Raw genomic sequence first — 23,674 nt, 5'->3', positions numbered from 1 at the left:
TTCTATATATATTGTTTTCTGATAATTGAAAATTTTTAGTTTATATTATAACATGAAGTCGTTTTAATTCTAGTTATTAAAAATAGGTTAAAGGAGGAAGTTAAATGAAAAAGAATATGCCGATGAGAAGGGAAGAAAGGTTTGGAAGTCTGTTTGATAAGAGACTAGGCTCTGATTTCTTTGATAAATTTTTAGGAGAATTTCATTATCCTCAAGTTGATATTAAGGACAAAGGAGATCACTATCAAATTGAGATGGATGCACCTGGATTCGATAAAGAAAATCTAACTGTTGAATACAAGGATCATTATATTCAAATTCGCGGAGAAAAAAACCAGAGTAATGAGAGCACAGAAGAAGAAGGTCACTACATTCGAAAAGAACGGACGCATAATTCTTTTAAACGTGAATTTTATGTCGGTGAGCTAGAAAGTGATCAAATTACTGGAACTTTTAAAAATGGCATTTTAACTCTGGAAGTACCAAAAACCGATAAAGATATGGAGAAGAATGAAAGTGGCAATACCATTAAGATTGATTAAGTTATTGAATCTTAAAATAAGGCTCAAGGATTTTGAATTTCTGGCTTCTCGAAGGGGTATTATAAACAGACAAAAAGCCATCAGAATGTTGATGGCTTTTTGTATTGACTATCTATCAATTAATCTTAAATCGATCTTACTTTTCGTTGTTTCAAAATGAACCAAATGATGAGAATAGCGATAGGGATTAACAAGTAATTCGCATACTGGCCGAATAGTTCTCCAGCCATAGCCCACTGAGGTCCAAGGCGATAGCCTAAGTACACATAGATGGTTGTCACCGGAAGCATTGCGATATAAGTAAAGAAAATGAATTTCCATACATTCATTTTGGCCATGCCGCATGGAATAGAAACGGCAGTACGGACTCCAGGGATGAATCTTCCTAAAAAGGCGACACCGGCACCGTATTTCTCGAAAAAGCGGTCGGATTTATCAATATGCTCTTCCTTAACCAGAAAATACTTCCCGTATTTGATGACCATCGGGCGCCCACCGTAGCGTCCAAGTGCATATAAAGTCAATGGCCCAAGAACTCCACCGATCGAACCCGCTAAAATAGCACCATATAAAACAAGATCTCCTTCATATACCCAATAGCCTGCCAGGGGAAGCACAAGCTCTGCAGGAACAAATTCAAACGTTAGCGCCAGCATGATCCCGAAATAGGACAAACTTTTAAGCGCCTCCATCATTTGTAAAATCAAAACTTCCATCATACAACCTCCAATAATGTTCACGGTCCACGAAATAAAAAGTATACCATACTGTAAAGAAACGGAAAATAGGGATTTCTTCTTTAATATCGTTTAATTCATTCATCTTCGTTTATATTAGAATGAGCCTCTATAGGGATAGAATTAGACTTTCTTCTATTACTTTAGGACGCCAGAAACGAATAAAAGTTCGATGAATTTTTAAAAAGAAAAATTTGAAACTATTTTTTAAAAACTTACGTCTATTGGGTGTTTTAAAAAGGGGGGTGATGGTGTGGCAAGTGAATACATAGAATGGACAGCAAAAGAGCAGCTGAAAGGAGTCATGGACGAGCACGGGGAATACTTGATCCGGCTCGCGTATTTATACGTAAAGGATTGGGCGGCTGCAGAAGATATCGTACAGGAAGTTTTTATCACGTATTACCAGAAGGCGGCACAGTTTCAACAGCGTGCGTCCTTAAAAACCTATCTTTCCAAAATCACAATCAACAAATGCCATGATCATCTCCGGAGCTGGAAAAATCGGCGTTCCATTTTTACAGAATCACTCGGCCAATTGATTTCACGGAACCAAACTCCAGAAGAAGCTGTTGAACAGCTGTCTGGCCAAGCAGCGCTGATGAAAAAAGTTCTTTCGCTGCCCATCCATTACCGGGAAGCGATTCTTCTCTATTATTACCAAGAGTTCACAACAAAGGAAATCAGCCAATTGCTCGGCTGTTCCGAAAACACGGTAAAAACACGGCTGCGAAGAGCAAAGAATTTACTGAAAGATAAGATGGATGCACGAGAATGGGAGGGTCTTCTGGATGAATAAGTTTAAGCGGGATATGGATAAATTTATCGGAGAAAGTCCCCGTTTTTCTGAACCAATGAAAGATAAAATCCTTTTGAAAATTAACGGCGAAAACACATCGGAAAAATCAGTGCGAAATGGTTTCAATACACTGAAAGCACCTGCTATTTTCATCATTTTATTAGCATTTATCGGATCTTTCCTTGCATTTACCCTTACACAAAATGAAAGCGAGTTGCAGCCGGCATCATCTGACCAAAGGGCTGTGCCGATTACAAACTTTTCCGATCAAACTGAGAACTGGAAAGTGACCTATACCCAAAAAGATCTGGGCGACGGAGTCCGTTCAGCGTTTATGACGGTTGAATTCATCGGAAAAGGGCTGCAGCCGGATGAAGTCAATTATGATTTCACCTATAAAAAGAATCAGGAGTCTTTCGGAGGATCATTAATCTTGAATAAGGAAGTAAATGAGACAATGGTTGATTTTGGGGAATGTTCAAGATGTATCCTTTATAAAGGGTATGATGAAATTCCAGGGGAAATCGAGTGGGATGGGCAGAAGGAATATGTGGTTTTGGAAAAAAGCACGGAGTCCAAGTGGAGTGAAAGCCCGTTATTTGAAACGAATGGCTATACGTTGATTGGGGAAGAAGGGCGCGCAGGTTTTATATACGGCGAGGAGGCTCGCTTTTCTGTAAACAGTCCGCAAAAGTACATGTGGCATTTCTGGGGAAGCGACGTTGAACTCACAGGAAACTTCAAAGTTCTCGGAAAACATGAAAACAGCAGTGAAGAAATCACGGTCGTGCCAGTAGAGAAGACACTTCCTAACCCGAATAATGGAGCGGATCACCATATTCCGACGATTATGGAATTGCCTGAAAAAGGCATGTGGCAGTTAAAAGCGATGATCAATGAAAAAGTGATTGGCATAGTTTATGTAAAAGCTCACGAAAAATAGCAAACTTATAAAGAGGAGAGCCATCAGAAAATTTCTGATGGCACTCCTTTTTTATTTTTGATACATTAAGCTGATTTGATGTGCAATGTATTCAGAACTGTAAAAAGTGCCTTCTTTGATCCACCACATGATGATTCCGAGAAGGGAGGCTGCCAACAAATCGATGGAAACAAGGTTTTCCTGATTGGTCGCCCCCCGTATGCCTCTTCTATTTTGGACGAAATCCTTCAATAGCTCATGCAGTTTGATTTTGAATTGCGGGCCTTCAAATAAAACAGCAAATAGTTTTCGATGCTGGTAAAAATAATCGAGGAAGCCAAGCAATTTTTCTTCGTCTTTCATGGATTCAATTTCAAGAAATGGAGTAAGTTTTTGCGACAAGTCGTCAAAGATTTCCAGGACTAAATGCCGCAGTAAATCGTTGATGTCCAAGTAATGCAAATAGAAAGTTGCACGGTTCAGTTCAGCTTTGTCGGCAATTTTCTGGACGGTTAATGAAGTGATATCGGGATTTTCGCCTAATAATGAAACGACCGCTCTTTTCAACTCTCTCTTTGACCGGAGTGCGCGAGGATCAGTTTTTTTAGATGGATTCATGCCAAGCTCCTTTGTCTATTATTTTCGTTTTCCGCGACAATATGACGGAAAATGTTGCTTTATTGACGAATCGAGAAAAATTGTTAATAGGAATGATTATTTAAAGTTGTTATTATGTATTTTATTGACATTGTGTCGAAAAAGCAATGGAGAAAGGAAAAGAAAATGGCTAAAAATATAAATACAAAGGTTTTATTGACCGTAATGATTTTAGGGTGCTTTCTTTCAACGCTGAATCAGACGCTTTTAAATGTAGCGCTTAGCAGCTTGATGGATGTGTTTTCTGTTGAAGCGACGACTGTGCAATGGATATCAACAGGTTTCATGCTCGTGAACGGAGTGCTGATTCCGATCACCGCTTATTTGATGAAAGGTTTTTCCACACGGCAATTGTTTATCAGTTCAATGTTATTTTTACTGATCGGATCGATTCTTTGTGCAATTGCACCGAGCTTTTCAATCCTGCTTGCAGGACGGATGATCCAGGCGGTAGGTGCAGGAATCATCATGCCGCTGATGATGAGTGTCGTTATGTTCATTTTCCCAATCGAAAAACGGGGAAGCGCCATGGGGATTATTGGACTGGCGATTATTTTCGCGCCGGCCATCGCGCCCACACTTGCCGGATTTGTAATTGAATACTTCTCTTGGCGTTGGCTATTTATCGGCTTGATCCCTTTTGTGGTCATCATTATTTTGTTGGCGCTTAAGTATTTGGTGAATGTCACAGAAACTGAAAAAGCGAAATTGGACGTGCCAAGCGTCATTTTGTCGACGATCGGGTTTGGACTCATACTTTACGGAGTCAGCGGTGCCGGAAAAAATGGATGGGAAGATCCGTTTGTCTTGAGCCAGATTGTTGCGGGTGTGGTGATTACCGTCATTTTTTGTTTGCGCCAAATCAAATCGGAAGATCCGCTCTTGAATTTGCGTGTTTTTAAAAACACGACCTTCACGATGACGTCGCTTATCAATGTGCTGGTGACCATGATGCTTTATGCAGATATGACGCTTTTGCCGATTTATCTTCAAGATGGCCGAAGTTTTACAGCGTTTGATGCAGGGCTGCTCCTTTTGCCGGGAGCTTTAGTCAATGCGTTACTTTCGCCGATTACCGGCAAGCTTTTTGATCGCTTCGGTGCAAAACCGCTGTTTATCATCGGTCTGCTTTTCATCATACCTTCGATGTGGGTGATTACGGATCTATCGGCAGATACGAGTTATCTTTTCTTGATGATTCGCACGGTGTTCTTGCGGATTGGCTTAAGTTTCATCACCATGCCGCTGAACACAGCAGGATTGAATGCATTGCCGATAGCGCTCATTACGCATGGAACAGCTGTGAATAATACGGTGCGCCAAATTGCTGGTTCCATTGGAACCGCTGTAGTGATTACCGTATTCAGTACGCAATCGGCAGGCTATGCAAGTGAACTGGCAGTGAATATGGCGGATTCGACGGCTGCCGCAATCCAAAAGATGGCTGTTGCCTACGGAACGAGTGATGCTTATTACTTTATGATGATATTGGCTGTCATCGCTTTTATCATTACGTTATTTACGCCGACGAAGAAGAAAATAGTTTAATAAGCTAAAGGCGCATAAGTTGTTGGCACTTATGCGCCTTTTCCTTTAAACTGTAAAATAGATTGATTTTTAGCACAATAACGATTTATTCGTTACTACACCAAGAAGGAAGGTCAGTAAGATGAAAGTTGCAGTGATTGTTGGAAGTGTCCGGAAAGAATCGTTCAACCGGAAATTAGCGGAATTTGTGAAAAACCGGTATGCCGACCGTTTTGAAATCGAAATCTTGGATCTTAGCGTATTGCCATTATATAACCAAGATATTGAAAACGACATGCCGCCGGAAATTATCGGATTTAAAAAGAAAGTGAAAGAAGCGGATTCCGTCTTGTGGGTGACGCCTGAATACAATGCCACCATTCCAGGCGTTCTAGGTAACGCAATCGACTGGCTATCCCGCGTGGATAAAGTCATGATCGGCAAACCTTCCTGGATCATGGGCGCATCCATGGGCAATTTAGGTACAGTGAAAGCGCAAATGCATTTGCGTGATATTTTATTTGCGGCAGGCCTTCAATCGCCGGTTTTGATCGGCAATGATGTTTACATCGGCGCGGTCCATACAAAAATGGATGCAGAAGGCAACATCACCGATGAAGCTACAGTCGCTTATTTGGATACGGTCGTTACTAATTTTGAAAAATGGATGGAAAGATTTTAAGCAGTAAAATGAATCTTGACTGAAAACCGCTGTGCCGACTAGGCCAGCGGTTTTTTATGGCAATAAAATTGGACTGTTTAGCTTTGCCGGGCAAGGGAACAAATGATAGTGGAAGCAAAAATGAAATTTACCATGGAAGGATGAGAGGAATGCAGCCATTAAAAGCGCTATTTTTAAATTGCTCGTTAAAAAGTTCAGACGAAACATCCAACACGGAAGGATTCATGAATGATGTTCAAGTGCATTACAACAGCCTTGGCGTAGAATCGGAAATCGTTCGCTTAGCCGATTATCGCATTGCATTTGGTGTACAGGAGGATATGGGCGGGGACGATCAATGGCCGGAAATTCTTAAAAAGGTCAAGGAAGCAGACATTTTAATCATCGGTACACCGATTTGGCTCGGCGAAAAAAGTTCACTGGCAACAGTTGCTATCGAACGCTTATACGGCAGCAGCAGTGTGACCAATGACAAAGGACAGGCCATTTTCTACAACAAAGTAGGAGGGGCGGTAATTACCGGAAATGAAGATGGTGCAAAGCATTCAGCCGCCTCACTTCTGTATGGATTGTCGCATATCGGTTTTTTGATCCCTCCTAACGTAGACGCGTATTGGGTAGGAGAAGCGGGTCCAGGGGCTTCCTATATTGAAGCCGGACGGGAAAATGAGTTTACGAAATCGACGATTGAACGCTTAGCTTATAATACGTACCATTTAGCAGGGCTATTGAAAAACAACCCCATCCCTGCAGAAGGAAATACTTTGGGGTGAGTCCAACTGCTAAATATATAAATGAAAAAACCAGTGAGGAAATTTATCCTTACTGGTTTTTTCGTCGTATCTAAATTTTCGCTTTTGTGTCTAGCGCCTCTGGAGATTTCCAGACAAACGTAAGTGCGATTCCAATGGCCAAAACGACAGTTGCGAAATAGAAGGGGTAATTCAAATCGATATCAAAAAGAATACCGCCGATGATCGGCCCGATAATATTGCCGATGCTCGTAAACATCGAGTTCATCCCGCCGACAAATCCTTGCTCATTCCCCGCAATCCGCGAAAGGTAAGTTGTAACTGCCGGACGCATCAAATCGAAACCGGTGAAGACCGTCATGGTCACTAAAAGGATCGCCCAATAGCTTGTGACATAAGTCAATACAAGCACGAGTATAGTAGAGACAATCAAACTATAGCGGATCAAACTGATTTCACCAATCCACCGGGTCAAACGGTCAAACAGTCCGACTTGCACGATGACACCGACAATTGCGCCTAAGGAAATGACAATGGCAATATCTTTTGCGGTAAAGGCAAATTTATGGTCAACGAATAAAGCGAATAGCGACTCAAACGAAGCAAGGCCGAAAGAAGAAATTAAGATGACCATGAACGCGATGAAATACATTGGGGCAAAGATTCTTCCAAAGCCGCTTTTTTGAATCGGCTGATCATCGTATTCGTCATTTCGAGCCGGTTCTTTTAATGTGATGAGCGATAAAATGGTCGCGAAAAGACCAAACCCAGCTGCAAAGAAGAATGGAAGGCGTGTGCTGATTTCAGCTAAAAATCCGCCGATGCCCGGTCCGATGATAAAACCGGTAGAAATGGCTGCCGACATATAGCCTAATGCTTTCGGTCGGGTGTTGCTTGTGGTGATATCTGCGATAAAAGCGGTAACTGCAGGCATGATGAATGCAGCACTAATGCCGCCGAGAATCCGTGAAGCGAACAGAACTTCAACGGTTTCACCAATCCCGAATAGAAATTCCGAAACACTGAAAATGAGCAAGCCGATAATGATCATTGGCTTCCGGCCGAATTTGTCTACCCATTTCCCGGCAATTGGCGACATGATCAATTGAGCGAGGGCAAATGCAGAAACCATATAGCCAACTACCGTCCCGGAAATATTCAATTCATTCATAATGGTCGGCGTAACAGGAATGACGAGGCCGATTCCTAAAAACGCAATAAATAAGTTTAATAATAAAGTGGCTAAAACAAGTTTGTTGGTTTTCACGTAAAATTCTCCTTTAAATGGCCATGCAAGTTAAAAAGTCCGTTTAGTAAGTTGGTCTAAAGCGCAAGTCCGCGCCAAAAGATAGGCCAGATCGCTTCAAACCGTTTTTCATATTGTTCTTGGCCGCTGTAAACCAGTTCCGTCATCGTGCCTTCAGCTATCGTCAGGAAAGCCAAAGCCGCTTTACCGTAATCATCTTCATACAGGACTTTTTGATGCCGTTCACGTTCTCTCAGCAAACGGGTGAGATGGCGATGCAAGTCATCTAAAAAAGGATCAAACAGCTGGCCAACTTCCTTTTCTAATTTCAATGGCGGGAAATAGGCGGTCCGTATGATAAATTTCATTTGAACATTTTCATCTGTCTCTTTCGCAAACCAGTGGAAGTATCCGGATAAGACTTTCTCCAATGGCTGTTGGCGGGAAAGATTAAAATAAGAAGCCATTTGTGTTTTTTGAGATTCCATTGAATAGTGCAATGCAGACATAAACAAATCGTCTTTGTTTTTATAATGGGCATAGATGGAAGGCTTTTTAATGCCGACTTCTTCAGCGATTTTGCTGAGTGAAGCCCCTTCATAGCCTTCTTCTGCAAAATGTTTCAATGCAGTTTCGAGTAAAAGAGTTGCTTTCAAAATTTCACCTTCCTAACGGTCGTTAGGAAATAATCTCATGAAATTAAGTTAATGTCAAATGCCGGGAGGATTTCCAACGGAACCGAGATGCAGAGTAATCAAAGGTCTGAATAAAAAAACGGATGAAGAAAGGGCTGCTTTCTCCATCCGTTCGATTTGTTTAATTGTTGCCGCCTCTTTATTTGCGCTGGATGTCACTCCATGTGTTGATCTCTTTCCATGGAAGGTCAGAGAAAATAGCGATTAAATCGCTGCCAGACCACTGCGCAACTGCTAGAATACTGCCAAAAAATAATAACGCGGATATTCCGACAATCAGATTCGCTTCCACAGCGATTCTGAATTCACTTTTTTCATTCATCTGATAGGCCCCTTATGCGCCTCGTTTCTTCTATTAAAAAGCAACGAGGCGACGTTGTTTTTAATAAATGGATTTTAAGGTCAGAGGGCCTTAGGCGAGATAATTGGATTGGTGGTGGATTACATTAATGAATCCGAAAAACGCAGCGTTCCTGAAAACTGGAACCTCTGGTTTTAGAAGAGAGGGTTCAGCTCGATCGTGAAAAGGAGTTGGCAAAGCGGCTATAGGCGCTTGCTTTTCCCATTTTTGGACGAGCATCACTGTTGAAGGGCTGAGGGCGTCCACTTTGGTGACTATCTTCATTGAAGAAATAATCGGTTCTTCATCGAAAGCTTGAGAAGGCAGTTGGTTTGTTTCTTGAATCGGGTTAGCGAATAGGAAAAAACACAACAAAATCATTATTTCTACGATAGCCACTTTTTTCATTTTCTCAACTCCTTTCGCTTCTTATCATATTCAATTGGGGTCCATGAAACAAGAGTGAAATTTAGAAAAAGGGCTAAGTATAAAATAGGAATATATGGTAAGCTAGTGATAACTAACTTAAAATCAATCTGCAAGGAGCCGAATGGCCTATTTTTGCCTTTCGCTCCTTGAAAGTTTCCCCTATAGAACGGAGTAATGACGATGGCAAAAGAAACGACCGGGAACTCTAAAATTTTCGAAATCACAAAAATCATTAATAAAAAACTTGAACTGAATGAAGTTTTGGATTATGTGACTTCTGCTATATCAGAAGAAATTATCCAATGCGATGCTGTTGGGATATTCCTTCCGGTAGGGGACGGCACTTTTAGAGGCAGCGCAGGCAAACCGGATTTTATGAATGGGATGTCGATTTATTCTTTGGTAATCGACCCGGAAACGGATCTTTTAGCAAAAGAATTGATACAAACTAAAAAAACCATCTATATCGAAGATGCCATGCATGATCCCCGGCCAAATCCTCAAGTATGCGAAGCGCTGCAAATTAAATCGCTTTTGGCATTGCCGATCGTCTACAAAGAGGAAATGCTCGGAATGGTCCAGTTGTTTTACTTTAATCACATCCAAATGGACGAATCCGAACTTCAAAGCGCCGAAGCGTATGTGAATATGGCCGCTATTGCCATTCAAAACGCTAAGAACTTGGAACAAAAAGAAAAAGTCGTCAGTGAGAAACAACTCTTATTGGATGCAAACCGAGAACTTTCGGCTTGTTCTTCTATTGAAGATTGTTTAACGATCAGCTTTTCCTATGTACGCAAAATTTGGGGGAGCCGAAATGCGGCTTTGCATACAAAAGACATGAGTAAAAAATCAGGAATTGCCATCAAGAAAATAAGTGAAAATGCCCTTTGGCCAATCGAGGATTGGACATCGGGCATGAATGATAAAACGGGCCAGGTCTTCGAAGAAACATTGGGTGAAGTGTTCCGCAATAAAGAAATGGCGATTATTCCGCTGGATGGAAAGCGGAGGGTCCTTCTGTTTCCGATGATTTCCAGAGGAAAAGTTTTGGGTGTCCTTACGGTTGAATCGTTTTTCGAGAAGACAATTTCCATGAACAACCCGGACATCCAATTGGTTCAATCGATACTTGACGCCACTGCCATAAATTTTGATAATTTATTGCAGATGGAGCAGTTAGAGGAATTAGTAGATGAACGGACTAAAGAGTTGGCCAATGCCAACGAACGGGTCACAGATGTAATTGAAAGCATTACCGATGGTTTTTTTGCGGTCAATAAAGAATGGAAATTTATCTATATTAACAAGCACCAGCCATTGCCAAAAGGAATGGAACCAAATGACCTCATTGGCAAATCGATTTGGGATACATTCCCAGAACTAGCCAGCACGTCAATGTTTGAACAATTCCATAAAGCCATGTTTGACAGAATACCGGTTCATTTTGAGTTGTCTTCAGATTCAGGCATTTTCTGGCAGGAAATGGTGGCATACCCATACGATGAGGGAATCTGCTGTTTGTCCAAAAATATAACAGAAAAAAAGAATTTCGAGAAAGAATTGAAGCGCTTAGCTAATTTGGAGCTAATCGGCCATATGGCTGCAGGGATCAGCCATGAAATCCGTAATCCCATGACCACTGTAAGAGGGTTTCTTCAATTATTGACGATGGAAGACTTGGGAGAGCATAAAAAATACTTCAAGTTGATGATCGATGAACTGGACCGAGCCAATTCGATCATCACAAAATTCCTTGCCATGGGGAATATCAATAAATCCGATTTGAAAAAATCCGATCTGAACGCATTGATTTACGATGTGGCACCGCTATTGGAAATCGATACGATCAACCAAAACAAATTGATCGATATCCAAACGTCTCAGATTCCTGAGCTTTTCCTGAACCAGGATGAGATCAAACAATTGCTAATCAATCTTTGCCGCAACGGCTTAGAAGCGATGGAAGCTGGCCAGACCCTTTCGATTTCCACGTATATGAAAGAAGACGGGGACGTTGTGTTGGAAGTGCGGGATCAAGGAACTGGAATTGAAAAAGACATTCTTGAAAAACTCGGTACGCCGTTCTATACGACAAAAGACAATGGCACAGGGCTAGGGCTTGGCGTATCTTATGGCATCGCAGCAAGGCACAACGCTAAAATCGAAATTGAGACCAGTCCTGAAGGAACAGTGTTCTATACCTTGTTCAAACCGATGATCTAAGTCCAGATATGAAAGAAGCTGCTATTTAAATGCAGTTTCTTTTTTATTAGGCTGTTTCTTGCAATATTGTAAGGATAGCGTCATCTAGAACAAACGCAACTTTTGAATTCCCCTCGTATACTAAAGTTAATAAAGGAGTTGCTTACAAAAGACGCGCTGAAGTTCAGCCAAGGAAAAAGTGAGCAGCATGTCCTTAATAAGAGAGGGGTAATTAGTATGAAAAAAATGGCATTGATGGGTGCATCAGCAATTCTAGCAGGAGCTTTGCTTTCCGGATGCGGATGGTTTGAAAAAGCGAACGGGCTGATCGTATATGGAGATGGGCCGAATATCGACGAAGTTTTAAAACTGGAGCAAGCGGCAGCGGATGACAAAAAAGAAGAAATCAAAATGGTCAGCGACGACCAATATCAAATTAAGTTAGCGGAAGACAACGGCGAAAAAGTCATGGTATTGAGTGAGAAAACAGCTCAAGCGCTTATTGACAAAGAGTTGTTAAGAGAAGTGATCCAAGGAGACAAGACGGAAGCAGTAGAAAGCGTGTCAGATTTGTCGAAAGGTGAAGCGGTTCTTTACGCGAAAGAAAAACAAGAAAATGTAGCCGTTGGCGGCAAAGAGTTGAAAGTGGAATATGGCGGCAACTCCATCATCGGAAACGGCAGAGCATATGTGGATAAATTCCTAATTGTTGACGATGCGGATTGGAATGAGATGGACGGAAAAGAAAAAATCATGGCGGTCCTGGAATATGATAATGATCCAAGTGTTCGAATGATGCAGTATGACGTAGAAGGCAACCAGCTCGTTCGAATTGAAGGGTGATAAAACGGGTCTTGCCCCTTTACTGGGGTGGGCCTTTTTTCGTTGTCGTTGCTTGTCGCTTCGAGTTTCCAGTAGAATGTAAGAAAGAAAGGGCGTGTATGGGGGGATGGATATGAAAGTATATATTGTAGAAGATGATCCGGCAATCTTCCAAGCGCTGCAGGAAGGATTGCAAAAATGGGGGCTTGAAGCCGTCGGGCCAGAGAATTTCCAGGAAATTTTAACAGGGTTTATCGAACAAAAACCGCATTTGGTCATCATGGACATTCAATTGCCGGTATACGATGGATTCCATTGGTGCCGTGAAATCCGCGCGGTTTCAAAAGTGCCGATCATTTTCCTTTCGTCACGCGACCATCCGATGGATATGGTCATGGCGATGCAGATGGGGGCAGATGATTATGTACAGAAGCCGTTCCATTCGGACGTCTTGATCGCCAAAATTCAAGCTACATTGCGGCGCGTCTATTCATATGGCGAAGAGGTATCCGATGTAAAAGAATGGAACGGCGCTGTCATCGATTTAAAACGCGGGCTTATCCGACGGGACGAAAAGGAAGTTGAACTGACGAAAAACGAATTCTTTATCTTGAGTGTGTTAGTAGATGCAAAAGACGAAATCGTTTCACGGGATGAATTGATCCGAAAACTGTGGGATGACGAACGTTTTGTAAACGACAATACCTTAACAGTGAATGTCACAAGACTCCGGCAAAAACTCGCGGAACTCGATTTAGGCGATGCCATCATCACGAAAAAAGGGCTCGGCTATGTGGCCGTCACTTTCTAGAAAAGAGGGGTTCGATGATCTTACGTTTTTTGCGCGACCGCTTAAGCTGGATCTTATTCATTATCCTTGCATTAAGTGCCATCGACTTGTTGTTATGGCTAGATCCGGGAGTTGATGTTGAGGCTTCCTCAGTTATTTATATGAATGCTTTATTGCTCATTTCTCTCGTTTGTTTCATCGTCTGGCGCTACTTTAAAGAAACCGCTTATCTGAAAGAACTCGCCTCGTTGGGTGAATCGAGCGGAATGGATTGGGTTGAAGGATTACCCGATGCTTCTTTTAAACAGGATGAAATCGTCAACGATCTTTTAATTGAAAAAGGCATGCTTTTTTCAACCCAGCTGCAGGAAATCCGGAAAAGCAGCATGATCCAAGGCGACTATACAGCGGCTTGGGTGCATGAAGCCAAAGCACCGCTAACAGCCATGAAATTGATCATTGATTCGAATCGAAGCTTGCCAGCTGTAAAGCGAATCGAAGCGGAATGGCTGCGCATCTATTTACTGATTGACCAGCAATTATACATAAGCCGGCTGCCCACGCTTGAAAGTGATTATTCCTTGGAAGAAGTCGAATTGAAAGAATTGGTTTCAGCTGAAATCCGGGAATTGATGTCGTGGTGCCTGGAAAAAAACTTAGCGGTGGATATGGGTGGCTTGGATAAAAAAGTGATTACGGATAAGAAATGGAGCCGTTTTGCACTGCGGCAAGTTCTGTCGAATGCAGTCAAGTACAGCCCGGACGGCGGAACGATTGCGATTTCCACACGAACTGAAGAAACAGGGCATACTGTTTTAGTGGTGGAAGACCAAGGTGCGGGAATAGCACCGCACGATTTGCCGAGGATATTCGATAAAGGATTTACAGGTTCGACTGGGCGAATTCAGAATGCAGCCACTGGCCTCGGTTTGTATTTGGCGAAATTGGTGGCAGATAAAATCGGCATCCAGCTGCACGCAGAATCTGAGTTGGCAAAAGGAACGAGGATGGAATTGGCATTTTCCATCAAAAACGAATTCGATCATATCCGTAAGTGACGGCATTGTCACATTGGGCTTCCTGTTTGTCATGTAAATCAAACGACCGGGTGCAGCGCACAAGGTACGATAGGGATATAAGAAAACAGGGAGGCAAAAACAATGTTCACAAAAATAAAAGATGCGATCAAAACCAATAAAAAAACAGATACCCAATCCGTTCTTCAAGCCCATAATGTACGAAAGTCATTCGGCTCTAAAGGAAATGTCCAGCAAGTGCTAAAAGGCATCGACTTGCGCGTAGAAAAAGGGGAGTTTGTCGGCATCATGGGACCTTCCGGTGCCGGAAAGACGACGCTTCTGAATGTGCTTGCAACGATTGACCGGGCAACTGAAGGGACGATTACAATCAGCGGATCGGACATCTCAAAAATGAAAGATGCCCAATTGTCGGCATTCCGCCGCGACCGCCTCGGATTCATATTCCAGGATTACAATCTTCTGGACACATTGACAGTGAAAGAGAATATTTTACTTCCCGTTTCACTTGGCAAAGTGAGAAAAAAATTGGCAGAAGCGGAATTCCGCTCAATCGCTGATATCCTCGGCATCACGGAACTAGCAAACAAATACCCGCATGAAATTTCCGGCGGGCAAAAGCAGCGGACGTCAGCTGCCCGGGCGCTCATCAATCAGCCGTCAATGGTCTTTGCGGATGAACCGACAGGAGCGCTCGATTCAAAAGCTGCGTCATCCTTGCTTGGTACATTGGCAGACGTCAACGAGAAGCAAGAAGTGACCATCATGATGGTTACGCATGATCCGCTCGCATCCAGCTACTGCAGCCGTGTGGTCTTCCTGAAGGACGGCAATATTTATTCCGAGTTGTACAAAGGCAATAAAACAAGACAGGCTTTTTTCCAGGAAATCTTGAACGTACAGGCTGTACTCGGGGGTGACAGCGTTGACGCTCTTTGATTTAGCCATCCGCAGCATGCGGAAAAACATCAAGCATTATTACCTTTATTTCTTTGCATTGATCTTGAGTGTGGTTTTGTATTTCGTGTTTGCCACGCTGCAATATGACCAGGCCATTGTTGAACAAGGAAACAAGATGATCAGCTCTGCCTTCTTGGCTGCCGGAATCTTGCTGATCTTCATCGCTGGAATTTTCATCGTTTATGCAAACTCGATTTTCTTGAAGAGAAGAAGCCGGGAGATCGGGCTTTATCAACTGATCGGATTGAAAAAAAGAACGGTCACCCGTCTATTGATCGTTGAAAATACATTGCTTGGAATCGGGGCTTTAATAGTAGGGATCGTAATCGGGATGCTTGTCTCGCGTGTTTTCCTGCTCCTTTTGTTAAAACTGATCGGTTTTGAAACAACGATCAGCGTGTCATTTTCAATTGAAGCGGTATTGCAGACAATTGCAGTCTTTATCGGGATCTTTGCTTTAACGACGATCCAGATGATCCGGACGGTTTACCGCAACACCTTGCTGTCGCTTTTTAACACAGAAAAAGCGGGGGAACATCCAAAAAAACCAAAAACCAGTTCTGCAGCTGTATTGGCAGTGGCCGGGATTCTTTTGATTGGATTTGGCTACTGGCTCTCTGAAAGAATGTTCGATGCCAATTTCTTCTTGAATATTTCCGGTGTTTTAATCTCGACTATTGCCGGCACTTACTTGATCTTCCGTGTCACGCTCAGCTGGCTATTATACAAAATCAGAAGCCGCAAAGAAGGGCATCTTGGATTGAACAATAGTTTATCGATCGCGCCCTTGATGCATCGCTTAAAAGGTAATGCCAATTCATTGACGATCATTACCATCTTGTCAGCTATGACGCTGTCGATGATCGCCGGCGCTTATTCTTTCTACTATTCAACTGAACAGGAAGCACAAGCAAAAATGCCTTTTGACTTCATATTTGAAAATGAGGAAGCTTTTGCTTCTGAAATAAGTGCGGAAATGAAAGAAAAAGGCATCGATTTCCAGCAAGGCATTGTGGAAATTTTGGTGACGGAAGGGCAACTTGAAGAAGGGGCTTTAGCTGTTCCAAGTGATCCGCTCTATATCGCCGTTGCAAGTGATGAGCAGCTTCAAAAAGCAGGAATTGAGATTGAAGCGCCGGGAACAAACAGTGCGAGCCTCCACTCGACATCTTCACTATCGATGTTCATGGATAATGAACGCTTGCCTGTGGATCTATACTTGCAGGATGTAAAAGAACCGATTGAAATTGAAGCTTTCGGTGAAGGGAATGTCATCAACTGGGAAACGTTTTACACCCAAGTTGTGGTGAATCCAAAGAAATATGAACAGCTGAAAACCGATTTAGCAGCAAAAGGTTCTGCCGAAATTCGTCGAATTGACGGATTCCATATTTTAAATGATGAAGATTTGGAAGAGGCATCAGCGCTTTATCACCAGCCCAAATACAACGGGAAAAATCCGCGCCAAGATTATTATTCGACGGTGAAAGAAGGGATGGAATCAAACGGATTGATGATTTTCATCGCCGGATTCCTAGGACTCGTGTTCTTGGTTTCAACCGGAAGCATCCTGTATTTCAAGCAAATGACCGAAGCGGAACAAGAAAAACAAAGCTATTCCACTCTGCGCCAGCTTGGATTTTCGGTGAATGAGATCATGCAAGGCATTATCCGCAAGCAGATTTTCGTTTTTGGCTTGCCGCTAGTGATCAGTTTGGTGCATTCATTCTTTGCGCTAAAAGCTTTATCTTACTTTTTCCAGACGAATATCATGGTTTCAGCAGCAACCGTCATGATCTTATTCGCCATCATCTACCTGTTATTTGCTTTTTTGACAGTAGGCTATTACCGCAAGACAGTAAAACTGGCTTTGAGATAATCTTATTTTGAGCGAAAGAGCATCCTTTACTGGATGTTCTTTTTATTTTTGAAAAAGGATGAAAACAATAGTTAAAAGATGCTCTTAGCTATTTTTAAACTTAATGCTTGACCATCAAAAAATGCCATGTTATGATTATCTCGAATTAAAGATAATTTAATGACATGGCAATTTTAATGCAAGGTTTTATTTTTTTAAGCATATATCTCGAATTCGAGATAATTATAATACAGAGGAGAGTTTTCATATGAACGAATTAAAAGGGATGCACCACGTTACGGCTATTACGAGCAGTGCTGAGAAAAACTATGAGTTTTTCACTTATGTACTTGGGATGCGATTGGTCAAAAAAACAGTCAATCAAGATGATATCCAAACCTACCATTTATTCTTTGCGGATGATAAAGGATCTGCCGGAACAGATATGACATTTTTCGACTTCCCGGGAATTCCAAAAGGGACGCATGGCACCAATGAAATTTACAAAACCGCTTTCCGAGTGCCGACAGATGAAGCCTTGGAATATTGGGTGAAGCGTTTCGAAAAATACGAAGTGAAGCACAAAGGCATTAAAGAAGTATTCGGCAAAAAAACTTTATCTTTCGTAGATTTTGACGACCAGCAGTACATGCTGGTATCAGACGAAGGGAATGTGGGAGTGGCTTCCGGAACGCCTTGGCAGAATGGACCTGTGCCTCTAGAGTTCGCCATTACGGGACTTGGGCCCATTCACATCCGCATTACAGAATTCGATTATTTCAAAGAAGTTCTGGAAAAAGCGATGTTGATGCGCGAAATCGCGAAAGAAGGATCGCTTCATTTATTTGAAGTTGGTGAAGGGGGCAACGGGGCACAAGTGATTGTTGAACACAATACCTTGTTGCCGCGCGGCCAGCAAGGATTCGGTACCGTACACCACGCAGCATTCCGTGTAGCGGATACAAATGTTTTGAAAGAATGGATCGACCGGATGCAGCAGCTTGGCTTTAGTACATCCGGCTATGTGGACCGCTTCTTCTTTGAATCGCTGTATGCTCGTGTTGCACAAGGCATTTTATTTGAATGGGCAACAGACGGCCCAGGATTTATGGGAGATGAACCATATGAAACGGTAGGCGAGAAATTATCCTTGCCTCCATTCTTGGAGCCGAAACGCGACGAAATCGAAGCGATGGTTCGCCCGATTGATACTGTCAGAAGCACAAAAACGATTGAAAAAGAATACCTGTAAGGAGAATCACTTATATGAGCTTTCTATCTAAACTATTTGGAAACAAACAACAGGAGGAAACGAAAATGACTAAACTAAACATCGGCATCATCCTAGGATCGACAAGAGAAGGGCGTTTAAGCCCACAAGTAGGGAACTGGGTCAAAGAATTGGCAGATCAACGCGGTGATGCAACTTATACATTGATTGATATTGCTGACTACAAATTGCCATTGCTTGGTGAAAATGGCGGAGACGCCTCTGGAGCTGCTGCATGGTCTGAAGCAGTTGGGGCACAAGACGGATTCGTCTTTATCGTACAGGAATACAACCATTCCATTAGTGCGTCCTTGAAAAACGCATTGGATTATCTGCGTCCGGAATGGAATAACAAAGCGGCTGGAATCGTTTCCTACGGTTCAGTAGGTGGTGCTCGCGCAACTGAACATCTTCGCGGCATTTTAGGCGAATTGATGGTTGCGGACGTTCGTGTCCACCCGGCTCTTTCATTGTTCACTGATTTCGTGAACGGCGCTGAGTTCAAACCGGCACCTGTACAAGCTGACTCGGTGAACCAAATGCTGGATCAAGTAATTCCTTGGTCGACAGCTTTGAAAACCATTCGTTAATAACAACAAAAGCTGTCCCGTATAGCCACATTATGTGGCTAGCGGGGCAGCTTTTTTATTTTCGAATAGGATCTATTATTTTTCCTGCCTCGTCTTGTTTCTCCGATTTAAAACGTATTGGACCATTGCTAGTTTTGCAGCGCGCAATTTGCGTTCAAACAGGTCTGTCTCAGATTCCGGTTTGGCAAGGTAATCTTCATTGTATTTGATTTCATAGTAAAGGATTTCATCCACTTCTCTTACTGCAAAGCGTTTAGATTGTTCCACTTTCGCTTCAATAATCCCCGCCTCGTATTCTGCTGGATCCCGGCTTTCTATTTCCGAAAGGAGCACATGAATTGCTTTAAGATTTGGATTCTCATATTCCTGCAACCGATCGAGTCGCGTATATAATTTCTTATTGCTGAATCTTTTAACACGGCATTTGCAATATCTCATTTTTAATAAGCTCCTCCAATTTCCAAGCAAAATTGCATGTCAATTAAACAGATCATTTGCCTCCGTATTTTCCTTCTCGGATCACTTTTCGAAACTTATCCTCATCTTGGACAGCTATGGCTTCTTCCGTGGAAATGCCAGGTATGGAATAATAACTTGTACCTTTTTCAAATTTATTGGAGAAGTTTCCAGTATAAGAGCCCTCTTGATCTGAATAAATAGCAAGCTCTCCAATCTTCTCGCCTACTTCTTCAACAGATTCATCGCTGACCTTATACATATCTTCATTCCATACAACAAAAGAATACACCCAGTCTGCAGAAGAGTTATTGGTGCAGCCTGTCTCCAAAATGAGTAGACACAAAATCATAAATACAGGTACGCTTTTCTCCATTAAACCACCTTCTCAAAGAAAATTTTGTCATCGGATTTTATAACCGCTTTGATTCTTAATAATGAAGATTGAATACATTGCAATTCAATAGTGAGTATTAAGAAAAGTTTAAGTTTTTGATTAATGTATTGGGTATAATTGGTACAATGATTATATCATTCAACCGCCAATAGAAAAGAGGGCACTGAAAATGGAAATCTCCTTGCATTTATTAAACAGAATCGACGCGGAACCATTGCTTGAATTTGAAGCAGAAAATCGGGCTTTTTTTGAAAAATCGGTACCAAGCCGGGGACATGCCTACTATACTCTTAGAGGCTTTTCAGAAAGCTTGCAAAAATTATTAGTGGAACAAGAAAAAGGCTTTTCCAGTTTTTATTTAATAAAAAATGAGGCTGGAAAAGTTCTGGGAAGAATTAACTTAGTGGATATTGATAAAGTAAATAGCATTGCAGAAATTGGATTTAGAATAGGCGAAGACTCTATCGGAAAAGGAGTCGGCCATCAAGCGTTAACCCTATTGATACAATCCGATTTGCCTGTAAAGAAAATCAGTGGAAAGACGACAACTGTCAATAAGGCGTCGATGAAACTATTAGAAAAGAATGGTTTCAAACAAACTGGTATTGGTGAAGAAGAGTTCGAGTTGAATGGTGAAAAAATGCGCTTTGTTCATTATTTATGGTGCTGATTAATACCGAAGAGAATCAATAAGTTAGGACCTAATAAAAAGAATTGCGGGAAGGATGGTTTGCATGACTTCAAATGCTCTTTTATTTGCCGGAATAGCGGGTGTTCTGTCTTTAATCTTAATCGTTTCGAACACACCGATGAGTGCACTTATTGTGACCAATGTGCTATTAGGTCTGATTGCAGGTCAGTTTACAGGCAAAACGCAACGAAAAAACTAATTCAATTAGGAACCCGAGTGGAACTGACAAGAGAAATCATGTAAGAATCCTATAGCTTGCAAGGTTTAGTTTTTCAATTTCAATTAAATACAATCGATTATTTTCAGGAGGCAGTTATGAACTATATACAAGAAATGCGGCAGTTAATCGGTTCTCGCATGCTGATGACAATAGGCTGCGGGATCATTCTCGAAGAAAATGGCCAAATTTTGCTGCAGCACCGAAAAGACAAAGACGTTTGGGGAATTCCGGGAGGAGTCATGGAACCGGGAGAAACTTTCGAGGAAACAGCGTTCCGTGAAACCTTCGAAGAAACGGGTTTGAAGGTGGAAAACTTAAAACTGTTCGGCCTTTATTCGGGTGAACAGGGTTTTGCTGAATATGGAAATGGCGATCAAATCTTTAGTGTGCAAATCATTTTTCATGCTACAGATTTTAAAGGGGAGCTAATCCAAGAAGCAGAAGAAAGCCGGGAACATCGGTTCTTTTCTCCAGATGAACTTCCGCATTTGAATGCCCATCAAGCGAGGTTTATTTTGGATTGGGTCCATCAATCAAAACTGCCCATTATAAAGTGAATGCAATAGCAAAATGCTGAACGAAGGGAATGCCGTGATGGACTTGAATGGAGCTGATTTTTAAAAAAACGACTCATACTAAAAAATTCTTAACCCCAACAGTTCTCCAATCTTGTGGGAAAGTTTGCCTTTCCAGGGAAGCACTCACAGCCAAAATCCAAAGCTAAAGAAGATAAACGCCAGAACTGGGGTTTTATCTCCTGAAATCAATAGCGAATAGCCCTTTAAATTATTTGTATAAGCCGATTGTTTCTTCTAAAAAATGAAGGTATTTCTCGACGAAAGTCTGCGGCTTGAGAATTTTCAATTTGTTTCCAAACCCTGCTAGAAACTGGTAGGCAAAATGATTTTCAGGCAATTCAATTTCCACCAGATAGCAATCAGCCGATATTTCCGTGACTAAGCTTTGCCCGTATCTTTCGATAAACTGATCGCGGATGGCTGCTTCAATTAGGAGCTCTACTTGTACTTTCTTAAGTGATTCACGTTGCATCAATGTCGTTTGTCCTCTATTTTCAAGCCTCGGCTTAAACAATCCTTCCTTTTTCATTTCAATCATTCGCGTAAGTTTAAACGTTCGATAATCGCTGCGCTCGGTGCAATATGCAGAGAGATACCAATCCATCTCATTTAAGTGAAGGCGATAAGGTTCCACTAAGCGAACCGTTCTTTTCCCAAGTTGATCGATATAATCAAATTTAATGAGCCAAGATTTTTCAATCGCTTCTTTGATAAACGAGAGATTTTCCTTAAGTTCACTTCGACCTGTCCAATTATAGAATGTCAGGTCGAGGTTTGCGGATAGATTAGCATTAGCCATCGCCTTAATTTTTTGAATGGTCACTTGAATTTCGGGATCCGTGATGAGTTGGTCATAGCCGTCCAGAGAGACAAGGATGTTCTCCAAATCCTGGCTGTTCAGCAAACGTTTGTCAAACTTGTATTCGTTCATCAATCCATAGCCGCCATCAGGCCCGTATTCAGCATAGACGGGTATATTAGCATAGCTCAAGCTTTCCATATCGCGTTGAATCGTTCGCTTAGATACATTAAATAAGCGGCTGAGTTCAGAAGCGGAGACAATTTCTTTTTGCAATAAAATCATGACGATTGAAATGAGCCGTTCAATTTTTTTCATCATTACCTACTATATACGACATATAGCTGTCGCCTATAACCAATTATACTGTGAATAGAAAAGGGAGGTAGGAAATATGGAAACAATCGCTTATTTACAATTCGAAGGCAAGGCAGAAGAAGCATTATCTTTTTACGAAAAAGCGCTGGCAGCAAAAGTGAAGAAAGTTCGGTTCAGTGCACTTGGTCCGAATCCGAATTTACCATTGACGGAAGAAGAACAAAATATGATTATGGAAGCAAGCGTCGAATTTTTCGGCAATACCTTAATGCTCTCCGATGTTCCGCCAAGTATGCAAGGTGTGACTGGTCCGCTATTGAAAGGAAACGCAATTTTAATAAGCTTAATTGACGGATCTCCGGATGAGAACCGCTCCATCTTTCAAGCGCTATCAGAAAAAGGCACTGTAATTATGCCATTGTCCACTACTCCATGGTCTGACAGTTTCGGCATGCTGGTTGACCGTTTTGGAGTGATGTGGAAATTCAACGGTGAGGCAAGCAAATTCTTAGATGGTTTTGTATAAAGGCTTTTGAAAATCAATAAAGTAAATATTCGTATAAAAGAAACGGCTTTTCTTAAGCTGTTTCTTTTTTTGTTCTAAATAGAGGAAAAACCGATTCGTAAATGAATTCAATTGGATTGCTGATAGCTACTCTAATTTTTTTGATGAGGAAATACTTAGAAAGGGCTGGATTAAATGATAATAAATGGTAAAATTAAATGGATAATTTCAAAAATTCGATTATATATTCTGGGATATTTAACCGGCATTTGAGTTTAAATGAAGTGCAATTAATTTTGAGAAGAGGAGAAACGGTATTGGGAATACTACTTGAAATCATTTTAGTGTTGCTGATTTTTTCTACTGCGATTTTTATGCATGAGATGGGACATGCCATTGCCACAATCTTGTTGAATAAAAAAGCAAAGGCAGAAATTTTTATGGGTTCATCAAGCAAAGAGAAGAAGTTAAAATTGAAGCTTGGGAGAATTACCTGTTATCTGACTGTAGCGCTAAACGGATTCTGCAGACAATCAAATTGGCAAGAACTTCCGCTTGCGTCATTTAAACAAAGGTCCTTCTTCCTTTTAGGCGGACCAGTAGCTTCACTAATAGGTTTTGTCCTACTATATATGGCTTCAACCTATTTTCCAGGTGTAGCTGGCAATATTCTTATTAATCTTGCAGGCGCTAGCTTTTTTCTGTTCGCTACGCCTTTAATTCCATTTAATTACCCCCGTTTTTTAGGCGGTGGACCGAGTGACGGATTGCAGCTCATGAACTTGATCAAAGAAAATCGGAAACAACGCAACCCCGTTTCTTAATCGATTGGATTAAATAAGCTTTACAT

Annotated in this window: 28 protein-coding genes; 19 read left to right on the top strand and 9 right to left on the bottom strand. The window is 41.7% G+C overall.

Annotation, left to right across the window (positions count from 1 at the left end; all coding sequences use genetic code 11):
- Positions 1-104: 104 nt before the first annotated feature.
- Positions 105-542, top strand: coding sequence for an Hsp20/alpha crystallin family protein (locus tag NFU07_RS01470; RefSeq protein WP_251473624.1), 438 nt, complete (start codon positions 105-107; stop codon positions 540-542).
- Between the two features lie 125 nt (positions 543-667).
- Here NFU07_RS01470 and NFU07_RS01465 read toward each other — a convergent pair whose 3' ends face one another.
- On the bottom strand, positions 668-1,258 hold the full coding sequence (locus tag NFU07_RS01465; protein ID WP_251473622.1) for a DedA family protein: 591 nt from the start codon (positions 1,256-1,258) through the stop codon (positions 668-670).
- Positions 1,259-1,532: 274 nt separating this feature from the next.
- Here NFU07_RS01465 and NFU07_RS01460 point away from each other — a divergent pair, with 274 nt between their 5' ends.
- Positions 1,533-2,078 carry a sigma-70 family RNA polymerase sigma factor gene (locus tag NFU07_RS01460; RefSeq protein ID WP_251473620.1) on the top strand — a complete coding sequence of 182 codons (546 nt, stop codon included), beginning with the start codon at positions 1,533-1,535 and terminating at the stop codon, positions 2,076-2,078.
- Positions 2,071-3,021: a DUF4871 domain-containing protein gene (locus NFU07_RS01455; RefSeq protein WP_251473618.1), complete on the top strand. Its 951-nt coding sequence runs from the start codon at positions 2,071-2,073 to the stop codon at positions 3,019-3,021. Before NFU07_RS01460 ends, NFU07_RS01455 begins: the two co-directional genes overlap by 8 nt.
- Positions 3,022-3,072: 51 nt before the next feature.
- Here the strand turns inward: NFU07_RS01455 and NFU07_RS01450 are convergent, their stop codons facing one another.
- Positions 3,073-3,618, bottom strand: a complete 546-nt coding sequence (locus NFU07_RS01450) for a TetR/AcrR family transcriptional regulator (RefSeq protein ID WP_251473615.1) — start codon at positions 3,616-3,618, stop codon at positions 3,073-3,075.
- A 165-nt stretch (positions 3,619-3,783) separates the two neighbouring features.
- Between NFU07_RS01450 and NFU07_RS01445 the strand changes: the two genes are divergently transcribed.
- The 3 genes from NFU07_RS01445 (at position 3,784) to NFU07_RS01435 (ending at position 6,639) form a co-directional block, all read left to right on the top strand.
- Positions 3,784-5,205, top strand: a complete 1,422-nt coding sequence (locus tag NFU07_RS01445) for a DHA2 family efflux MFS transporter permease subunit (protein WP_251473612.1) — start codon at positions 3,784-3,786, stop codon at positions 5,203-5,205.
- Between the two features lie 121 nt (positions 5,206-5,326).
- Positions 5,327-5,866, top strand: coding sequence for an NADPH-dependent FMN reductase (locus NFU07_RS01440; protein WP_251473596.1), 540 nt, complete (start codon positions 5,327-5,329; stop codon positions 5,864-5,866).
- A gap of 149 nt (positions 5,867-6,015) precedes the next feature.
- Entirely contained in the window at positions 6,016-6,639 is a 624-nt protein-coding gene (locus NFU07_RS01435; RefSeq protein WP_251473584.1) for a flavodoxin family protein, read from the top strand.
- A 70-nt stretch (positions 6,640-6,709) separates the two neighbouring features.
- Here NFU07_RS01435 and NFU07_RS01430 read toward each other — a convergent pair whose 3' ends face one another.
- From NFU07_RS01430 to NFU07_RS01415, 4 genes are all read right to left on the bottom strand, one after another.
- On the bottom strand, positions 6,710-7,885 hold the full coding sequence (locus tag NFU07_RS01430; protein WP_251473582.1) for an MFS transporter: 1,176 nt from the start codon (positions 7,883-7,885) through the stop codon (positions 6,710-6,712).
- A gap of 56 nt (positions 7,886-7,941) precedes the next feature.
- A complete protein-coding gene (locus tag NFU07_RS01425; RefSeq protein ID WP_251473580.1) occupies positions 7,942-8,520 on the bottom strand; it encodes a TetR/AcrR family transcriptional regulator in 579 nt (192 codons plus the stop codon).
- 178 nt (positions 8,521-8,698) lie between these two features.
- Positions 8,699-8,881 carry a hypothetical protein gene (locus NFU07_RS01420; RefSeq protein WP_251473578.1) on the bottom strand — a complete coding sequence of 61 codons (183 nt, stop codon included), beginning with the start codon at positions 8,879-8,881 and terminating at the stop codon, positions 8,699-8,701.
- A gap of 90 nt (positions 8,882-8,971) precedes the next feature.
- Complete coding sequence (locus tag NFU07_RS01415; protein WP_251473576.1) at positions 8,972-9,307, bottom strand: hypothetical protein; 336 nt, start codon at positions 9,305-9,307, stop codon at positions 8,972-8,974.
- A 201-nt stretch (positions 9,308-9,508) separates the two neighbouring features.
- Between NFU07_RS01415 and NFU07_RS01410 the strand changes: the two genes are divergently transcribed.
- The 8 genes from NFU07_RS01410 to NFU07_RS01375 all read left to right on the top strand — a co-directional run bounded on the left by NFU07_RS01410 (position 9,509) and on the right by NFU07_RS01375 (position 18,860).
- Complete coding sequence (locus tag NFU07_RS01410; RefSeq protein WP_251473574.1) at positions 9,509-11,554, top strand: GAF domain-containing sensor histidine kinase; 2,046 nt, start codon at positions 9,509-9,511, stop codon at positions 11,552-11,554.
- Between the two features lie 216 nt (positions 11,555-11,770).
- Positions 11,771-12,376, top strand: a complete 606-nt coding sequence (locus NFU07_RS01405; protein ID WP_251473572.1) for a lipoprotein BA_5634 family protein — start codon at positions 11,771-11,773, stop codon at positions 12,374-12,376.
- 106 nt (positions 12,377-12,482) lie between these two features.
- Entirely contained in the window at positions 12,483-13,166 is a 684-nt protein-coding gene (locus NFU07_RS01400; RefSeq protein ID WP_285835916.1) for a response regulator transcription factor, read from the top strand.
- A gap of 14 nt (positions 13,167-13,180) precedes the next feature.
- Positions 13,181-14,203: a sensor histidine kinase gene (locus NFU07_RS01395; protein WP_251473568.1), complete on the top strand. Its 1,023-nt coding sequence runs from the start codon at positions 13,181-13,183 to the stop codon at positions 14,201-14,203.
- Between the two features lie 102 nt (positions 14,204-14,305).
- Complete coding sequence (locus NFU07_RS01390) at positions 14,306-15,121, top strand: ABC transporter ATP-binding protein (RefSeq protein ID WP_251473566.1); 816 nt, start codon at positions 14,306-14,308, stop codon at positions 15,119-15,121.
- Positions 15,099-17,021: an ABC transporter permease gene (locus NFU07_RS01385; protein ID WP_251473563.1), complete on the top strand. Its 1,923-nt coding sequence runs from the start codon at positions 15,099-15,101 to the stop codon at positions 17,019-17,021. The genes NFU07_RS01390 and NFU07_RS01385 overlap by 23 nt, the downstream gene beginning before the upstream one ends.
- 247 nt (positions 17,022-17,268) lie before the next feature.
- A complete protein-coding gene (locus NFU07_RS01380) occupies positions 17,269-18,252 on the top strand; it encodes a ring-cleaving dioxygenase (RefSeq protein ID WP_251473562.1) in 984 nt (327 codons plus the stop codon).
- A 14-nt stretch (positions 18,253-18,266) separates the two neighbouring features.
- A complete protein-coding gene (locus tag NFU07_RS01375; RefSeq protein ID WP_235196300.1) occupies positions 18,267-18,860 on the top strand; it encodes an NADPH-dependent FMN reductase in 594 nt (197 codons plus the stop codon).
- A gap of 75 nt (positions 18,861-18,935) precedes the next feature.
- On the opposite strand, the gene NFU07_RS01370 is transcribed toward NFU07_RS01375, so the two are convergent.
- Together NFU07_RS01370 and NFU07_RS01365 are read right to left on the bottom strand one after the other, a co-directional pair.
- Positions 18,936-19,298 carry a hypothetical protein gene (locus NFU07_RS01370; RefSeq protein WP_251473560.1) on the bottom strand — a complete coding sequence of 121 codons (363 nt, stop codon included), beginning with the start codon at positions 19,296-19,298 and terminating at the stop codon, positions 18,936-18,938.
- Positions 19,299-19,350: 52 nt separating this feature from the next.
- Positions 19,351-19,692 (bottom strand): hypothetical protein, encoded by a 342-nt coding sequence (locus tag NFU07_RS01365; RefSeq protein WP_251473558.1) that lies wholly within the window; start codon positions 19,690-19,692, stop codon positions 19,351-19,353.
- A gap of 190 nt (positions 19,693-19,882) precedes the next feature.
- Here NFU07_RS01365 and NFU07_RS01360 point away from each other — a divergent pair, with 190 nt between their 5' ends.
- The 3 genes from NFU07_RS01360 to NFU07_RS01350 all read left to right on the top strand — a co-directional run bounded on the left by NFU07_RS01360 (position 19,883) and on the right by NFU07_RS01350 (position 21,181).
- Positions 19,883-20,383 (top strand): GNAT family N-acetyltransferase, encoded by a 501-nt coding sequence (locus tag NFU07_RS01360; RefSeq protein ID WP_251473556.1) that lies wholly within the window; start codon positions 19,883-19,885, stop codon positions 20,381-20,383.
- A gap of 64 nt (positions 20,384-20,447) precedes the next feature.
- The gene (locus tag NFU07_RS01355; RefSeq protein WP_251473554.1) at positions 20,448-20,603 is read left to right on the top strand and encodes a hypothetical protein; all 156 of its coding nucleotides are present in this window, start codon (positions 20,448-20,450) and stop codon (positions 20,601-20,603) included.
- Positions 20,604-20,719: 116 nt separating this feature from the next.
- Entirely contained in the window at positions 20,720-21,181 is a 462-nt protein-coding gene (locus NFU07_RS01350; RefSeq protein ID WP_251473553.1) for an NUDIX hydrolase, read from the top strand.
- Positions 21,182-21,410: 229 nt separating this feature from the next.
- On the opposite strand, the gene NFU07_RS01345 is transcribed toward NFU07_RS01350, so the two are convergent.
- A complete protein-coding gene (locus tag NFU07_RS01345; protein WP_251473551.1) occupies positions 21,411-22,319 on the bottom strand; it encodes a helix-turn-helix transcriptional regulator in 909 nt (302 codons plus the stop codon).
- A 76-nt stretch (positions 22,320-22,395) separates the two neighbouring features.
- On the opposite strand from NFU07_RS01345, the gene NFU07_RS01340 reads away from it, so the two are divergent.
- Positions 22,396-22,845 carry a VOC family protein gene (locus NFU07_RS01340; protein WP_251473549.1) on the top strand — a complete coding sequence of 150 codons (450 nt, stop codon included), beginning with the start codon at positions 22,396-22,398 and terminating at the stop codon, positions 22,843-22,845.
- Positions 22,846-23,042: 197 nt separating this feature from the next.
- Positions 23,043-23,648 (top strand): hypothetical protein, encoded by a 606-nt coding sequence (locus NFU07_RS01335; protein WP_251473541.1) that lies wholly within the window; start codon positions 23,043-23,045, stop codon positions 23,646-23,648.
- The last annotated feature ends 26 nt before the right edge of the window (positions 23,649-23,674 follow it).

The sequence above is a fragment of the Planococcus sp. NCCP-2050 genome, assembly GCF_023708025.1.
In the GTDB taxonomy this organism is placed as follows: Bacteria; Bacillota; Bacilli; order Bacillales_A; family Planococcaceae; genus Planococcus.
Note: the sequence above shows the minus strand (reverse complement) of the source record. Positions and strands in the feature narration are given on the sequence as shown.

Bases quoted from the DNA above. Each gene is read 5' to 3' on its own strand.
- NFU07_RS01470 (WP_251473624.1), top strand. From the start codon at position 105: ATGAAAAAGAATATGCCGATGAGAAGGGAAGAAAGGTTTGGAAGTCTG.
- NFU07_RS01465 (WP_251473622.1), bottom strand. From the start codon at position 1,258: ATGGAAGTTTTGATTTTACAAATGATGGAGGCGCTTAAAAGTTTGTCC.
- NFU07_RS01455 (WP_251473618.1), top strand. From the start codon at position 2,071: ATGAATAAGTTTAAGCGGGATATGGATAAATTTATCGGAGAAAGTCCC.
- NFU07_RS01450 (WP_251473615.1), bottom strand. From the start codon at position 3,618: ATGAATCCATCTAAAAAAACTGATCCTCGCGCACTCCGGTCAAAGAGA.
- NFU07_RS01445 (WP_251473612.1), top strand. From the start codon at position 3,784: ATGGCTAAAAATATAAATACAAAGGTTTTATTGACCGTAATGATTTTA.
- NFU07_RS01440 (WP_251473596.1), top strand. From the start codon at position 5,327: ATGAAAGTTGCAGTGATTGTTGGAAGTGTCCGGAAAGAATCGTTCAAC.
- NFU07_RS01435 (WP_251473584.1), top strand. From the start codon at position 6,016: ATGCAGCCATTAAAAGCGCTATTTTTAAATTGCTCGTTAAAAAGTTCA.
- NFU07_RS01420 (WP_251473578.1), bottom strand. From the start codon at position 8,881: ATGAATGAAAAAAGTGAATTCAGAATCGCTGTGGAAGCGAATCTGATT.
- NFU07_RS01415 (WP_251473576.1), bottom strand. From the start codon at position 9,307: ATGAAAAAAGTGGCTATCGTAGAAATAATGATTTTGTTGTGTTTTTTC.
- NFU07_RS01410 (WP_251473574.1), top strand. From the start codon at position 9,509: ATGGCAAAAGAAACGACCGGGAACTCTAAAATTTTCGAAATCACAAAA.
- NFU07_RS01405 (WP_251473572.1), top strand. From the start codon at position 11,771: ATGAAAAAAATGGCATTGATGGGTGCATCAGCAATTCTAGCAGGAGCT.
- NFU07_RS01400 (WP_285835916.1), top strand. From the start codon at position 12,483: ATGGATATGAAAGTATATATTGTAGAAGATGATCCGGCAATCTTCCAA.
- NFU07_RS01395 (WP_251473568.1), top strand. From the start codon at position 13,181: ATGATCTTACGTTTTTTGCGCGACCGCTTAAGCTGGATCTTATTCATT.
- NFU07_RS01390 (WP_251473566.1), top strand. From the start codon at position 14,306: ATGTTCACAAAAATAAAAGATGCGATCAAAACCAATAAAAAAACAGAT.
- NFU07_RS01380 (WP_251473562.1), top strand. From the start codon at position 17,269: ATGAACGAATTAAAAGGGATGCACCACGTTACGGCTATTACGAGCAGT.
- NFU07_RS01375 (WP_235196300.1), top strand. From the start codon at position 18,267: ATGAGCTTTCTATCTAAACTATTTGGAAACAAACAACAGGAGGAAACG.
- NFU07_RS01370 (WP_251473560.1), bottom strand. From the start codon at position 19,298: ATGAGATATTGCAAATGCCGTGTTAAAAGATTCAGCAATAAGAAATTA.
- NFU07_RS01365 (WP_251473558.1), bottom strand. From the start codon at position 19,692: ATGGAGAAAAGCGTACCTGTATTTATGATTTTGTGTCTACTCATTTTG.
- NFU07_RS01360 (WP_251473556.1), top strand. From the start codon at position 19,883: ATGGAAATCTCCTTGCATTTATTAAACAGAATCGACGCGGAACCATTG.
- NFU07_RS01355 (WP_251473554.1), top strand. From the start codon at position 20,448: ATGACTTCAAATGCTCTTTTATTTGCCGGAATAGCGGGTGTTCTGTCT.
- NFU07_RS01350 (WP_251473553.1), top strand. From the start codon at position 20,720: ATGAACTATATACAAGAAATGCGGCAGTTAATCGGTTCTCGCATGCTG.
- NFU07_RS01345 (WP_251473551.1), bottom strand. From the start codon at position 22,319: ATGAAAAAAATTGAACGGCTCATTTCAATCGTCATGATTTTATTGCAA.
- NFU07_RS01340 (WP_251473549.1), top strand. From the start codon at position 22,396: ATGGAAACAATCGCTTATTTACAATTCGAAGGCAAGGCAGAAGAAGCA.
- NFU07_RS01335 (WP_251473541.1), top strand. From the start codon at position 23,043: ATGGATAATTTCAAAAATTCGATTATATATTCTGGGATATTTAACCGG.